Origin of the sequence: Rheinheimera sp. D18 (assembly GCF_004345025.1) — a bacterium.
Classification (GTDB): domain Bacteria; phylum Pseudomonadota; class Gammaproteobacteria; order Enterobacterales; family Alteromonadaceae; genus Alishewanella; species Alishewanella metallidurans.
This window is the reverse complement of sequence record NZ_CP037745.1, coordinates 2,421,326-2,435,251: the sequence shown is the minus strand read 5'-3', so window position 1 is coordinate 2,435,251 and position 13,926 is coordinate 2,421,326. Positions and strand designations below refer to the sequence as shown.

The 13,926-nt window shown below is 44.2% G+C and carries 11 protein-coding genes; 10 read left to right on the top strand and 1 reads right to left on the bottom strand.

The features are described 5' to 3' along the window. Positions 1-11 precede the first annotated feature (11 nt). The 10 genes from bamA to tilS all read left to right on the top strand — a co-directional run bounded on the left by bamA (position 12) and on the right by tilS (position 12,917). Positions 12-2,510 carry an outer membrane protein assembly factor BamA gene (gene bamA / locus E0Z06_RS11480; protein WP_132584796.1) on the top strand — a complete coding sequence of 833 codons (2,499 nt, stop codon included), beginning with the start codon at positions 12-14 and terminating at the stop codon, positions 2,508-2,510. Between the two features lie 23 nt (positions 2,511-2,533). After that, positions 2,534-3,055, top strand: coding sequence for an OmpH family outer membrane protein (locus E0Z06_RS11475; protein ID WP_132584794.1), 522 nt, complete (start codon positions 2,534-2,536; stop codon positions 3,053-3,055). Then, positions 3,052-4,104: a UDP-3-O-(3-hydroxymyristoyl)glucosamine N-acyltransferase gene (gene lpxD / locus E0Z06_RS11470; protein ID WP_132584792.1), complete on the top strand. Its 1,053-nt coding sequence runs from the start codon at positions 3,052-3,054 to the stop codon at positions 4,102-4,104. The genes E0Z06_RS11475 and lpxD overlap by 4 nt, the downstream gene beginning before the upstream one ends. A gap of 14 nt (positions 4,105-4,118) precedes the next feature. Further along, positions 4,119-4,571, top strand: a complete 453-nt coding sequence (gene fabZ, locus E0Z06_RS11465; protein WP_132584790.1) for a 3-hydroxyacyl-ACP dehydratase FabZ — start codon at positions 4,119-4,121, stop codon at positions 4,569-4,571. 3 nt (positions 4,572-4,574) lie between these two features. Continuing rightward, entirely contained in the window at positions 4,575-5,345 is a 771-nt protein-coding gene (gene lpxA / locus E0Z06_RS11460; protein WP_132584788.1) for an acyl-ACP--UDP-N-acetylglucosamine O-acyltransferase, read from the top strand. Further along, positions 5,345-6,511 carry a lipid-A-disaccharide synthase gene (gene lpxB, locus E0Z06_RS11455; protein WP_132584786.1) on the top strand — a complete coding sequence of 389 codons (1,167 nt, stop codon included), beginning with the start codon at positions 5,345-5,347 and terminating at the stop codon, positions 6,509-6,511. Before lpxA ends, lpxB begins: the two co-directional genes overlap by 1 nt. After that, positions 6,492-7,088 carry a ribonuclease HII gene (gene rnhB / locus E0Z06_RS11450; RefSeq protein ID WP_132584784.1) on the top strand — a complete coding sequence of 199 codons (597 nt, stop codon included), beginning with the start codon at positions 6,492-6,494 and terminating at the stop codon, positions 7,086-7,088. Before lpxB ends, rnhB begins: the two co-directional genes overlap by 20 nt. After that, on the top strand, positions 7,085-10,555 hold the full coding sequence (dnaE, locus tag E0Z06_RS11445; RefSeq protein ID WP_132584782.1) for a DNA polymerase III subunit alpha: 3,471 nt from the start codon (positions 7,085-7,087) through the stop codon (positions 10,553-10,555). Before rnhB ends, dnaE begins: the two co-directional genes overlap by 4 nt. A gap of 17 nt (positions 10,556-10,572) precedes the next feature. Continuing rightward, positions 10,573-11,529 (top strand): acetyl-CoA carboxylase carboxyl transferase subunit alpha, encoded by a 957-nt coding sequence (accA, locus tag E0Z06_RS11440; protein WP_132584780.1) that lies wholly within the window; start codon positions 10,573-10,575, stop codon positions 11,527-11,529. Positions 11,530-11,621: 92 nt separating this feature from the next. After that, on the top strand, positions 11,622-12,917 hold the full coding sequence (tilS, locus tag E0Z06_RS11435; protein WP_132584778.1) for a tRNA lysidine(34) synthetase TilS: 1,296 nt from the start codon (positions 11,622-11,624) through the stop codon (positions 12,915-12,917). A 28-nt stretch (positions 12,918-12,945) separates the two neighbouring features. Here tilS and E0Z06_RS11430 read toward each other — a convergent pair whose 3' ends face one another. Continuing rightward, positions 12,946-13,845, bottom strand: coding sequence for a GGDEF domain-containing protein (locus tag E0Z06_RS11430; RefSeq protein WP_132584776.1), 900 nt, complete (start codon positions 13,843-13,845; stop codon positions 12,946-12,948). Positions 13,846-13,926 lie beyond the last annotated feature (81 nt).

Sequence of the window (13,926 nt, the reverse complement as noted above, 5' to 3'; positions counted from 1 at the left end):
GTAGTTCAATAATGACAATTAAACGATTAGTAGCCGCGATGTTACTTGCCTCTGCTAGTAACTCGGTGCTTGCTGAAGAATCTTTTACGGTTCAAGATATTCAGGTAGAAGGCCTGCAACGCGTAGCGCTTGGCGCGGCGTTAAATAACTTACCTTTTAACGTTGGCGACACCATTAATGAGTTTAATTTGTCACGCAGTATTCGTACTTTGTATGCTGCGGGGCATTTCGATGATATTAAGGTGTTTCGCGACGGTAACACGATTATTTATCGGCTACGCGAACGGCCAACCATCAATGCAATAGAATTTGATGGCAATAAAGACATCAAAGAAGAACAGCTACTAGAAAGCCTGTCTGGTAATCATGTGGAGGTTGGCGAACCCTTAGATAAAACTATTTTAAAAAGCATCGAAAATGGCTTAACTGAGTTTTATCATGGTGTGGGTAAATATCAGGCTGACGTTAAAATAGACGTTACTTATTTGCCGCGCAATCGCGTTAATCTAAAAATTAAGTTCGAAGAAGGCGATGCTGCATCAGTACGGCAGATTAATATTGTTGGTAACAAGTTATTTTCTGACGAAGAATTATTAAAAAATATTGAATCGAAGCAAGACTTGCCATGGTGGCGCTTTATGTCTTCTGATCGCTACCAAAAGCAAACGCTGAAAGGCGATATAGAAAAGATAAATAGCTACTACCTAGATCGTGGTTATCTGCGTTTTAATATCGATTCTGAGCAGGTATCAGTTAGCCCAGATAAAACTTCGGTATACGTAACGTTAAACGTTAAAGAAGGCGAAAAGTATAATATAAAAAGCGTAAAGTTTGTTGGTGATCTCATCGGCCAAGACGAGTTTATTACTCAAGTATTGCCGCTTAAAGAGGGCCAACTGTATAACGGCGCTCTAGTTACTTACACCGAGGAAAGTATTGCTAAGTTACTGGCTCGTTTTGGTTACGCGAATTCTAAAGTGCGTACTATTCCGCAAATTAACGATGATACCAAAGAGGTTGAGCTAACTATCAGTGTCGACCCTGGTAAGCGGGTTTACGTGCGTCGCATTAATATGCAAGGTAATAGCTCTACCAGAGATGAAGTGCTGCGCCGTGAACTACGTCAGATGGAAGGGGCATGGTTATCGAACGATGCCCTAGAACTATCAAAACAACGTATTCAACGTCTGCCTTATATTGAAAACGTAGAGTTTGAAACGATTCCGGTAGCCGGCGAAGACGATTTAGTCGACATTGGCTTTAAAATTAAAGAACAACCATCGGGTAGTTTTAATGCCGGTATTTCTTATGGCAACTATATGGGTTTGTCATTCCAAATAGGTGTGCAACAAGAAAACTTTTTTGGCACAGGTAACAGCGCTGGTATTAGCTTAAACACGAATAAATATCAAAAGTCGATTAGTGCAACCTACACCGATCCTTATTTTACGTTGGACGGCGTAAGTTTAGGTGGACAGGTATTTTACTCTGATACCGACTATAGCAGTGCATCATCAAACCTTGAGGCTTATAACCAACGCCGCTATGGTTTTGGTGCCAACATAGGTTATCCGATAAACGAATATAATCGCTTAAATTTTGGCGCGAACTACGTAGTTAATAAAATTAACTTACGTGATGATTATGATCAGCTAAGGCATTTTCGCGCGGTATTAAAAGATGAATTAAATCCAGATGCAGCGTTTCATTTTACCAACTATGAGTTATCAGCGGGTTGGGTACGTAGCACGTTAAACCGTGGTTTATTTCCTACGGCCGGTAACTATTTGGGCGCAAACATAAAAGTTACTACGCCTAATTCAGATTTAGCTTTCTTTAAAACTTCATTTGAAGGGCGTAACTATATACCGCTAAGCAATGATCACAGCTGGTCATTTCTATCTAAAATTGAGCTGGGTTATGGTAATGGTTACGGCAGTAAAAATGGCTATGACTATACCTTACCCTTTACAGAAAACTTTTATGGTGGTGGCCAAAATATTCGTGGTTTTGAAAGCCGAATTATTGGGCCACATGCTGTATTTCGTTATGCCGACACGGTACCAGGCTTACCGGGTGATAACATGTCTAATGGTTATCCTAACTCACCGAATAATGATAGCTATCAGGTGTCGCAACGTTCTATTGGCGGTAACGCCACTGCGGTTCTAACCTTAGAACTTATAACGCCAACACCATTTTTAAGTGATGATTATCGTAACTCGGTGCGCACCAGTTTATTTGTTGATGCTGGTAACGTCTGGGATACTGAGTTTGACATGGCGCGTTATGCTGACTTAAAGCAAATCCAGTATGCTCAGCAAAGTCGTCAGGCTCAGCCTTTATTGATCGATTATTCAGATCCGAGCTTGTTTCGCGCCACCGCTGGTGTATCTTTACAGTGGATTTCGCCAATGGGCCCATTAACTTTCAGCTTGGCAAAGATACTTAAAAAGCAAGAAGGCGATTTACAAGAAAACTTTAGTTTTAATATTGGTACAACTTTCTAGATTAGAAAAATAGGGATTAAAAGATGTTAAAGACACGTGCAGTAAAATCAGTAATTATTCTTGTAGCAGGTCTGTTAATGGCTGGCACAAGCATGGCTAAAGAAATGAAAATCGCTTATGTTGATGTGCAAGCAGTTGCGGCTAAAATACCGCAGTCTGCTGCGATGCAAGAAGCCATTAAGAATGAATTTTCTCAGCGTATAGAAGCGGTAAGTAAGTTAGAAAAAGATATTGGCTTTAATATCGAAAAGCTGCGTCGCGATGGGCCAACCATGAGCGATAAACAGCAAGATGAACTAAAGAAAGCGGTTACAGATCAGCGCCAACAATACGAGCAGTTAGCGCGTCCGTTAGATGAAGAAATTCGTAATCGTCAAGCCGAAGAGCGCAACAAGGTTTTAGCGTTAATTAAAGCTGCCATTGATGTAGTTGCTGAACGTGAAAAGTTTGACATGGTATTAAATTCGGGCGCTGCTGTTTATGCTAAGCCAGAGTTTGATATCTCTGAATCGGTAATTACTCAGGTTAGTAAAGCGAAAAAATGATCAGTTTTACGCTCTCTGAACTGGCTGAGCATTTAGATGCTCAGCTAATTGGCGATGCTGCTTGCAGCATCGTTTCCATTGCATCATTAGCCAATGCAACGTCGGGCCAGATCAGTTTTTTGTCCAATGCCAAATATCGTAAATTTTTAGCAGAAACTTCGGCATCCGCGGTGTTAATTACTAGTGACGATGTACCTTTTGTTGCACCCACTGTTAATGCACTAGTGGTACAAAACCCCTATGTTGCGTTTGCCCGTGTCGCACAGCTGCTGGATACTACGCCTGCGGCTGCTAATGGTATTCACGCAACGGCTGTGATCGATGCCAGTGTTAAGCTTGGTGAAAACGTTTCCGTTGGCGCCAATGCAGTGGTATCGGCTGGAGTTGTGCTTGGCAATAATGTGCAAATTGGTGCGGGTTGCTTTATTGGTGAAAACGCAACAGTAGCTGATGACACTCGGTTATGGGCTAATGTTACGCTTTATCATAAGGTTAACATCGGTAAGCGCTGCATTATACACAGCGGTGCTATTATTGGTGCTGATGGTTTTGGTTTTGCCAATGAACGTGGTAACTGGCTGAAAATACCCCAAACTGGTAGCGTCATTATTGGTGATGATAGCGATATTGGTGCTAATGCCACTATCGATAGAGGCGCAATAGAAGATACGATAATTGGTAACAATGTTATTATTGATAACCAGTGCCAGATTGCCCATAACGTGAAAATTGGTGATCATACTGCTATAGCTGGCTGCACGGTGGTCGCCGGCAGTACCAATATTGGCCGCTACTGTATTATCGGTGGCGCAGCAGTAATAAACGGCCATATTGATATTTGCGATGGCGCTAATATTAGTGGCATGGCCATGGTAATGAAGCCAATTACTGAAAAAGGTATTTATACCTCAGGTTTACCGGCCACCACCAATCAAGATTGGCGGAAAAATACGGCTAAGTTACGACAAATAGATCAATTATATCAGCGAGTAAAGCAGCTTGAACGCCAGCTTGCTACTGTGCCTCCGGCACAGGATACTGAAAACTAGATAGAGGAATAGCCTTGGCTAACCAATTAAACAGCCTGCAAATTCAGGAAATTATGGCATTACTGCCACACCGTTATCCTTTCTTATTAATCGACCGGGTGCTTGATTACACGCCGGGCGAAAGTTTAACGGCAGTAAAAAACGTTTCAATTAATGAACCCATTTTTACTGGGCATTTCCCAAACATGCCTATTTTTCCAGGCGTTTTAATTTTAGAAGCTTTGGCTCAAGCTACCGGTATCTTAGGTTTTAAAACGGTTACCGAGCGCTCTGATAACGAATTATATTTATTTGCCGCTATTGATGACGCACGCTTTAAAAAGCCTGTAGTGCCTGGCGATCAAATGATTTTAGAAGTGAAGTTTTTAAAAGAACGCCGCAACATTTGGAAGTTTTACGGTGAAGCTAAAGTTGATGGCCAAGTGGTATGCTCGGCTGAATTAATGTGCGCCAGAAGAGAGCTATAAAACGTGATCCATCCATCGGCAGTAATAGAAGCTAGTGCAAAGCTTGGTAATAATGTAAAAATTGGCCCGTTTTGTTATGTCGGCCATGGTGTAGTGTTAGGTGATGACTGCGTTTTAGAGTCACACGTTGCCATTAAAGGGCCGAGCACTATTGGCAAGGGTAATCATTTTTTCCAGTTTGCCAGCATTGGCGAGGCCTGCCAAGATAAAAAATACCAAGGTGAAGCCACCGAGTTGATTGTTGGCGATTATAACGTATTTCGTGAAGGCTGCTCAGTGCATCGCGGCACGGTACAAGACCAGGGTAAAACTATTATTGGTAGTCATAACCTGTTTATGAATACCACTCATATTGCTCACGACTGCGTTATTGGTAGCCATATTATTTTTGCTAGTGGTGCGCAAGCCGCTGGGCATGTTCACATTGGTGACTGGGCAATTTTAGGCGGTATGACCGGCGTACACCAGTTTGTACATATTGGCGCACATAGTTTCTGTGGCGGCGGCTCTATTGTACTCAAAGACGTGCCACCGTATTTGATGGTGCATGGCGCGCCATGCGTACCTGCCGGCATTAACACTGAAGGGTTAAAGCGCCGAGGCTATAGCAGTGAAGCTTTGCTGGAAATACGCCGTGCTTACAAAGAGGTTTATCGTAAAAACCAGACGGTAGCCGAAGCTTTGGCCGTTCTAGCAGAGAAAGCCGCTACTACACCCGAGCTTAAACTATTTACCGACTTTATTGCCAATGCCAGTAGAGGTATCGTGCGCTAATGTCTGCAGCTGAACGACCACTCAAAATAGCCATTATCGCCGGAGAACACTCCGGCGATATTTTAGGTGCTGATCTCATTACCGCTTTACAAGCCATTCATTCTGATGCGGTATTTTATGGTATCGGCGGGCCACGCATGCAGGCTCTTGGTTTTAATGCGCTATTTGATATGGAAGAGCTGGCGGTAATGGGCATTGTTGAAGTGCTTGGTAGGCTGCGGCGTTTACTGCAGGTAAAACGGGAAATTATTGCTGCATTGCTAGCTGATAAACCTGATGTATTTATTGGCATTGATGCGCCCGATTTTAACTTGCCGGTAGAACTGCAATTAAAGCAAGCGGGTATAAAAACCGTACACTACGTTAGTCCGTCAGTATGGGCATGGCGGCACAAACGTATTTTTAAAATTGCCGCCGCTACTAATATGGTGCTGTCGTTATTACCGTTTGAAAAAGCTTTTTACGATAAATACAAAGTGCCTTGTACCTTTGTTGGCCATACCATGGCTGATACTATGCCGTTAGATGTAGATAAAGTCGCTGCAAAAATCGAGCTTGGCTTAGATTGCGACAAAATTGCACTAGCGATCATGCCCGGCAGTCGGACTAATGAAATTAAGCTACTAGCCGCCGATTTTTTACTGGCGGCAAGGCAACTACAGCAGCAATTCCCTGAGTTGCAGCTTATCTGTAATATGGTAACAGCAGCTAAAGCCGCACAGTTTAACGAAATAAAGCAACAGATTGCCCCAGAGCTAGATATTAAACTGTTTATTGGTCAGGCACGCCAAGTTTTACTGGCCGCAGACGCTACCTTTATTACTTCAGGTACGGCAACCTTAGAGGCGATGCTAGCAAAATGCTTAATGGTCGTATCGTATCGAGCAAACTGGTTAACCTATCAAATAGGTCGCAGGTTAGTGAAGTTAGCGCATTTTAGCCTACCTAATTTACTGGCAGGCCGCGGTATGGTTACGGAGTTACTGCAACATCAGGTCACACCCAATGCGTTGGTGGCAGCCATGACACCGCTATTAACCTCAGAGCGAGATGAGTTGCTGCAACAGTATCGGGTTATTCATCACAGCATAAAATGCGATGCGAGTGCTAAAGCCGCACAAGCTATTCTACAGGTAGTGAATAATAATGTTGTACCAACGCCCTAACGTTAGTCTAATTTGTGGTGTCGATGAAGTAGGGCGCGGCCCATTAATTGGCGCTGTGGTTACTGCTGCGGTAATTTTAGATCCAACAAAGCCTATTGCTGGCTTAACTGACTCAAAAAAACTAACCGAAAAGCGTCGTATAGAACTTGCTGAGCAAATTAAAGCCAATGCACTATGCTGGGCGCTAGGCCGCGCGGAGCCAGCAGAAATTGACGAGCTTAATATTCTCCATGCCACTATGTTGGCGATGCGTCGCGCGGTAGCTGCACTTAGTGTGCAGCCAGAATGGGTATTAGTCGATGGCAACCGAACGCCAGATTTTACTTTACCCGCTAGTGCGATAATAAAAGGCGATTTGCTAGTGCCAGAAATAAGCGCTGCGTCTATTTTGGCCAAGGTAACGCGCGATAATGAAATGCATTTGCTACATCAGGCGTATCCGCAATATGGTTTTGCTGCCCATAAGGGCTACCCGACAGCTGCGCACTTGGCAGCGATTGCCCAGCATGGCGTGTTACCACAGCATAGGCGCAGCTTTAAACCAGTGCGCCAGGTTCTGGAGTGCCAAGGGCTATGAGAGAGCCTAGCTTTATTCATTTGCGCGTACACAGCGACTTTTCAATGGTCGATGGCGTTGCCAAAATAAAACCTATTGTTAAAGCCGCGCAAAATTTAGCCATGCCAGCGTTGGCGCTAACTGATCAAATGAATTTTTGCGGCTTAGTGCGCTTTTACAGTGCTGCACATGGCGCGGGTATTAAGCCAATAATTGGTATCGATTGTTACGTGCAGCATGCATTACTCGGTAATGAGTGCAGCCGTATACTGCTACTTGCCGCCGATAATACCGGTTATCAAAACCTTAGCCAGCTTATTTCTAAAGCCTATTTACGTGGCCATGTTGATGGCAAACCACAAATTGAGCATGACTGGCTCGCAGAGTTTTCTGCCGGCGTTATTATTTTGTCTGGTGGTAAAGATGGCGTATTAGGCAAGGCGCTATTAAAAGAAAATAATCAAAGTATTAATCAGTTGCTCGAGTTCTATCAGCTGTATTTTCCTGATCGGTTTTACCTGGAAGTTATTCGTACCGGTAGGCCTGATGAAGAGCACTACATTCAAAAAGCCGTAACGCTGGCCGAGCAATACAATTTACCCTTAGTTGCGACTAACGAGGTGGTATTTTTAAAACCAGAAGATTTCCCTGCGCATGAAATACGCGTGGCAATTCATGATGGTTTTACCCTAGACGATAAACGTCGGCCAAAAAATTATACTGAGCAGCAGTATTTAAAATCTGAAGCAGAAATGCAGCTGTTATTTGTTGACTTACCGGAAGCGTTGGAAAATTCGGTTGAAATTGCCAAGCGTTGTAACGTAACCATTCGTTTGGGTGAGTATTTCTTACCGGCATTTCCTACTGGCGGCATGAGCGACGCCGATTTTTTGGTAATGAAATCACGCGAAGGTTTAGAGCAGCGTTTAATCAAGCTATTTCCTGATGCTACCGTGCGCGCAACTAACCGGGTTGCTTATGATGAACGGTTACAAATTGAATTAGATGTTATTAATCAAATGGGGTTTCCCGGCTACTTCCTAGTCGTGATGGAATTTATTCAGTGGAGTAAAGATAACGATATTCCAGTTGGCCCCGGCCGAGGTTCTGGCGCCGGCTCACTAGTGGCTTATGCACTGAGTATTACTGACTTAGACCCGTTAGAATTTGATTTACTGTTCGAGCGTTTTTTAAACCCTGAACGGGTATCTATGCCTGATTTTGACGTCGACTTTTGTATGGACCGGCGCGATGAAGTAATAGAGCACGTGTCGGATATGTACGGCCGTGATGCGGTGTCGCAAATTATTACCTTTGGTACTATGGCGGCTAAAGCCGTTATTCGCGACGTGGGGCGAGTATTAGGCCACCCGTATGGTTTTGTTGACCGTATTTCTAAGCTGATCCCGATGACACCGGGTATGACGTTAGATCAAGCCTTTAAAGAAGAGCCGCGCTTGCCCGAGCTATATGCTCAAGATCAAGAAGTAAAAGATCTTATTGACATGGCGCGCCAGCTTGAAGGTGTTACCCGTAACGCCGGTAAGCATGCAGGTGGGGTAGTAATAGCTCCCACTAAGATCACCGACTTTTCACCGTTATACTGTGACAACGAAGGTAATAACCCAGTTACGCAGTTTGATAAAAACGACGTCGAATATGCGGGTTTAGTTAAGTTCGACTTTCTTGGCTTGCGCACACTGACCATTTTGCAGTGGGCAGTTAATATGACCAATACGCGGCTAGAAAAAGAAGGTCGTGAATTAATTGATATTAACGCTATTTCTTTAGTCGATAGAAAGTGCTTTGATTTACTGCAAAAGGCCGATACTACCGCGGTATTCCAGCTTGAATCCCGCGGTATGAAAGACTTAATTCGCCGCCTACAGCCAGACTGTTTTGAAGATATGATTGCCCTAGTGGCGTTGTTTCGCCCAGGGCCATTGCAATCAGGCATGGTAGATAACTTTATTGACCGCAAACGTGGACGTGAAGCTATATCTTATCCTGATGCGACATGGCAGCACGAATCACTAAAACCTATTTTAGAACCGACATACGGCATTATTCTGTATCAAGAGCAGGTAATGCAAATTGCCCAAGTCTTATCGGGCTACTCGTTAGGTGGCGCTGACTTACTGCGCCGAGCCATGGGTAAGAAAAATGCCGAGGAAATGGCCAAGCAACGTGATGCGTTTCAAGATGGCGCAGCCAAAAACAATATTGATCCAGAACTAGCGATTAAAATTTTTGACTTAGTTGAGAAATTTGCTGGTTATGGTTTTAACAAATCACACTCTGCGGCATACGCACTCGTATCCTATCAAACGCTTTGGATGAAAACGCATTATCCGGCAGAGTTTATGGCTGCGGTAATGTCAGCTGATATGGATAACACCGACAAGATAGTCACGCTGGTGGATGAATGCGAACGGATGAAACTAAAGCTTATCCCGCCTGACGTAAACGCCGGTGTGCATAAGTTTACCGTAAATGAGCAAGGCCACATTGTTTATGGTATTGGCGCGATTAAAGGCGTGGGTGAAGGCCCAATAGAAGCCATTATTGAAGCACGTACTAAACACGGTGTATTTACCGATTTATTTGATTTTTGTGCCAAGGTTGATTTAAAGAAACTGAATCGGCGAGTAATAGATAAACTTATTTTATCCGGTGCCATGGACCAACTCGGCCCACATCGCGCTGCGCTATCAGCAACGCTAGAAGAGGCAATGAAAGCAGCGGATCAACATGCTAAAGCGCAAGCAGTAGGGCAAGACGACTTATTTGGCTTATTAAGCCCAGAGCCAGAAAACGCCGCAGCTGCCTTTAAGCAGGTAGCGCCTTGGCCTGATGAAGTATGGTTAGAGGGTGAGCGAGAAACCTTAGGTTTATATTTAACGGGGCACCCGATAAACCGTTATCTAGACGAAATACCGCGTTATGTACATTGTCGCTTAGTAGACTTACAACCGACCAGAAAAGATCAAAGTATTACCGTGGCAGGTTTGGTGGTGTCGGTTAGAATAATGATTAATAAAAAAGGTCGGCGCTGGGCCATTGTTACACTTGACGATAAATCCGCTCGATTAGATGTACGTTTTTTCCCCGATATGCTAGAAATGTTTGAGTTACAGCTACAAAAAGACCATATTTTGGTTATAACTGGACAGGTCAGCTTTGATGATTTTAACGGTGGCCTTACAATGACCGGCCGCGATGTATGCGAGATCACTTCGGTACGAGAAAAGTCTCTACGATCTCTGAATATCACTGTACAATCGTCGAATATAGACCACAATTACCTGCAAAGATTGCAGCAGGTATTAAGCGAGTTTAAGGCTGGCACTGTGCCGGTTAAGCTGCGTTATCAACGCCAGGAAGGCGAAATTATGTTACAGCTAGGGACAACATGGTGGATAACGCCAGCCGATGCTTTGTTGCACCAGTTAAAACAACTGGCAACAATAGAACTAGAATTTAATTAATTAGGTAGTGACTGTCGATGATGCTGAATTATTTGGAGTTTGAGCAACCCATTGCTGAACTTGAAGCAAAAATAGACGAATTGCGTAACGTAAGCCGAAACGGTGATTACGATTTAGGCTTAGAAGAAGAAATAAATAAACTTAAAGAAAAGAGCCTTGGTTTAACCAGAAAAATTTTCGCCGAACTCGGCGCGTGGCAGGTTGCACAATTAGCCCGCCATCCGCTGCGGCCATACACACTGGATTATATTCAGCATGTGTTTACAGATTTTGATGATTTAGCCGGCGACCGCACTTTCGCTAATGATCAAGCTATTGTTGGTGGCACGGCCCGTTTAGGTGATACCCCAGTTATGATCATTGGCCACCAAAAAGGCCGTGACACGCGGGAAAAAATAAAACGTAATTTTGGTATGCCGCGCCCAGAGGGCTATCGTAAAGCATTACGGTTAATGGAAATGGCTGAACGCTTTAACATGCCAATTCTTACCTTTATTGATACGCCAGGTGCATACCCAGGTATCGGTGCAGAAGAGCGTGGTCAATCAGAAGCTATTGCGCGTAACCTTAAAGTTATGGCCGGTTTAAAAGTGCCAATTATTTGCACCGTGATTGGTGAGGGTGGCTCTGGTGGCGCACTAGCCATTGGTGTTGGCGACAAAGTTAACATGCTGCAATACAGTACCTATTCTGTTATTTCGCCAGAAGGTTGTGCGTCAATCTTATGGAAAAGCGCTGAAAAAGCGCCACTCGCTGCTGAGGCCATGGGCATTACTGCTGAGCGCATTAAAGAGTTAAAGCTCATTGATGAAGTGCTGCCTGAGCCTTTGGGCGGCGCGCATCGTGCGCCAGAGCAGATAGCACAAACCTTAAAACAGACTTTATTACGCGATTTACAGCAGTTAGAGAAAATGAATACTGCTGAATTATTGGATGTACGCTATAAGCGTTTAATGTCTTACGGTTACTGTTAACCTGTTTTAGCTTAGTAAAAGCCAGTGCCTCTGCACTGGCTTTTTGTTTTGTGGTAGCCTAAACACCTATTTTGGCGTAATGAAAATTATCGATGTCTGAACTTAGCCCTAGTTATCTGCTTAGTAGATTGCAATTGCAGCGCGACAGCCACGTGGTGCTGGCGCTAAGTGGTGGCCTAGATTCTATGGTGCTGCTCGATTTACTGGTTAAAGCGCGTAAGCTGCAACCCTTTTCATTACAGGCTGTTTATGTGCATCATGGCATCAGTAATTATGCGTCGCAGTGGGGCGAATTTTGCGCACAGCAATGCACAGCTCGAGAAGTAGCCTTTACTCAGTGCCGCGTTCAATTACAAGGTAGTGATAATTTAGAGCAAAAAGCCCGCGATGCGCGCTATCAAGCACTGTCTGATTTTGTTTGCTCTAAACAACATACACTATTAACCGCGCACCATGGTGATGACCAACTAGAAACTCTATTCCTCGCTTTAAAACGTGGCGCTGGTGCTGCGGGTTTAAGGGGTATTGCATCACGGCGTAATTTCGCTAAAGGCAGTTTACTGCGGCCGTTGTTAGGCTTTAGCCGCACTGAGTTAGAGCAGTATGCAAATCAACAGCAACTAACTTGGGTTGAAGATGACAGTAATAGCGACACTCGCTTTGAGCGTAACTTTATTCGCCAACATATAACGCCAGTTCTGCGCCAGCGCTGGCCACATTTCACTAGTTCGGCTGTGCGCAGCATGCAGCATTTAGCCCAGTTACAACAGTTGGCTGATCACTACACTGAGCTAGCATTAGCACAATGCGTTAGCGCCAACACGCTGTCGTTACCTGAGCTAACTAAACAAATACCCGCGCAGCAAGATTTAGTAATAAGACGTTGGTTGGCAGGTTATAACTTAAATCCAGATAGCCAGTGGCTTACTACATTAAAGCAACAGGTTATCGCTGCGCGTATTGATGCTAGCCCAGAACTGCAGTTGGCGGACTATCAACTACGACGTTTTGCCGACAGATTATATCTGCTAACACCCGCTGAGTTAGCGGTACCTTTGCAAGGCCTAAACTGGCAAGGTGAGGCAGAGCTAAAATTATCTGCATACTGTGGAAGCTTAGTATTTTCTTTGCAGCAGCAAGGTGCGGCTATTCCATTAAATATTACTAATGCCAGTGTGGTATTTGGCCAGTTAAGCTTACGTTTTAAGCCTTTTGGCGCTTCGGTAAGTAAACCACTAAAGCAGTGGTTTAAGCTGTGGCAAGTGCCGCCGTGGCAGCGTTTGCGGGTACCATTAATAGTAGTTGATAATCAAATAGTGGCGGTAGCTGGGTATGCCAGTAGTGTGTCGCCACTGCTGGCAACTCGGTGGCTGAGCTGGCAAGCCTAAAGCATAAACAGGGTTAAACCGCGACTAGTTAGGCAATGCAAACTGTACGTTTGCCTGCTGCTTTAGCGGCATATAAGGCAGCATCAGCTGCAGAAAACAATTGTTGGCCACTTTGTTCAGCCGTTAAAGTAGCTAAACCAGCACTAGCGCTAACGTTATACTGTTTGCATAAATAATGCTGGTTAATTACTTTAACCAAGCGTCGCGCTACCAACTCGGCATTGTCGGTATCTTGTTCCGATAAAATTATCGCAAACTCGTCGCCACCAAAACGAAACAGGCTATCCGTGGCACGTAAGGTATCACGTAAGCAATCAGCTACTGCCAGCAGCACTTCGTCGCCGGCACTATGTCCAGCAGTGTCGTTAACTTGTTTAAAATTATCTAAATCTAACAATATTAGGGTGCAGCGTTCATGATGTCGTTTTGCCAGTTGCACATTTTTGGCAAAGCTATCGTCAAAAAATCGGCGATTGCCCAAACCCGTAAGCGTATCTTTTAATGCCATTTGCTGTAGTCGGCTAACCACTAATGCGTTGCGTAATGCAAACAACCACTCACTTTCTAATAGTAATAACTCGCGCTGCACCATAGGGGTAAAGGGGTAGTCGCTATGATAAATTAGCTCGGCTAAACATTGTTGATTTAGTACTAGTACACTGCGATGTTCAAATTCCGCTTGGCTTGAACCGATGGCGATAAAATCACCGACGGCGGTTTTTAACGACAATGCTGAAAGCGGCAAAACTTTGCCTGCAGCCATTGAAACAATATTCAACTGTTGCTGAATTTCCAATGTGGTTTGCAACTGGCTAATTAAGCTTTGCTCGGAACACTCAGGTAACTGCGACCAATGCGGTAACTTTGTCATCGCAGCATAACTAGGCGCCGAGCTCAGAGCGACGTCTTGAACTAATAAGTATTCCATGATGATGTCCATTATTGCTTTTTGTTAACTAAGCAAAAAATAGGCCATAAATTAAATATTGTTTTTAATCAGTCTGTTATG

Coding starts and splice junctions, on each gene's coding strand:
- E0Z06_RS11430 (WP_132584776.1), bottom strand. CDS start 13,845: ATGGAATACTTATTAGTTCAAGACGTCGCTCTGAGCTCGGCGCCTAGT.
- lpxD (WP_132584792.1), top strand. CDS start 3,052: ATGATCAGTTTTACGCTCTCTGAACTGGCTGAGCATTTAGATGCTCAG.
- lpxB (WP_132584786.1), top strand. CDS start 5,345: ATGTCTGCAGCTGAACGACCACTCAAAATAGCCATTATCGCCGGAGAA.
- rnhB (WP_132584784.1), top strand. CDS start 6,492: ATGTTGTACCAACGCCCTAACGTTAGTCTAATTTGTGGTGTCGATGAA.
- E0Z06_RS11475 (WP_132584794.1), top strand. CDS start 2,534: ATGTTAAAGACACGTGCAGTAAAATCAGTAATTATTCTTGTAGCAGGT.
- accA (WP_132584780.1), top strand. CDS start 10,573: ATGATGCTGAATTATTTGGAGTTTGAGCAACCCATTGCTGAACTTGAA.
- bamA (WP_132584796.1), top strand. CDS start 12: ATGACAATTAAACGATTAGTAGCCGCGATGTTACTTGCCTCTGCTAGT.
- tilS (WP_132584778.1), top strand. CDS start 11,622: ATGTCTGAACTTAGCCCTAGTTATCTGCTTAGTAGATTGCAATTGCAG.
- dnaE (WP_132584782.1), top strand. CDS start 7,085: ATGAGAGAGCCTAGCTTTATTCATTTGCGCGTACACAGCGACTTTTCA.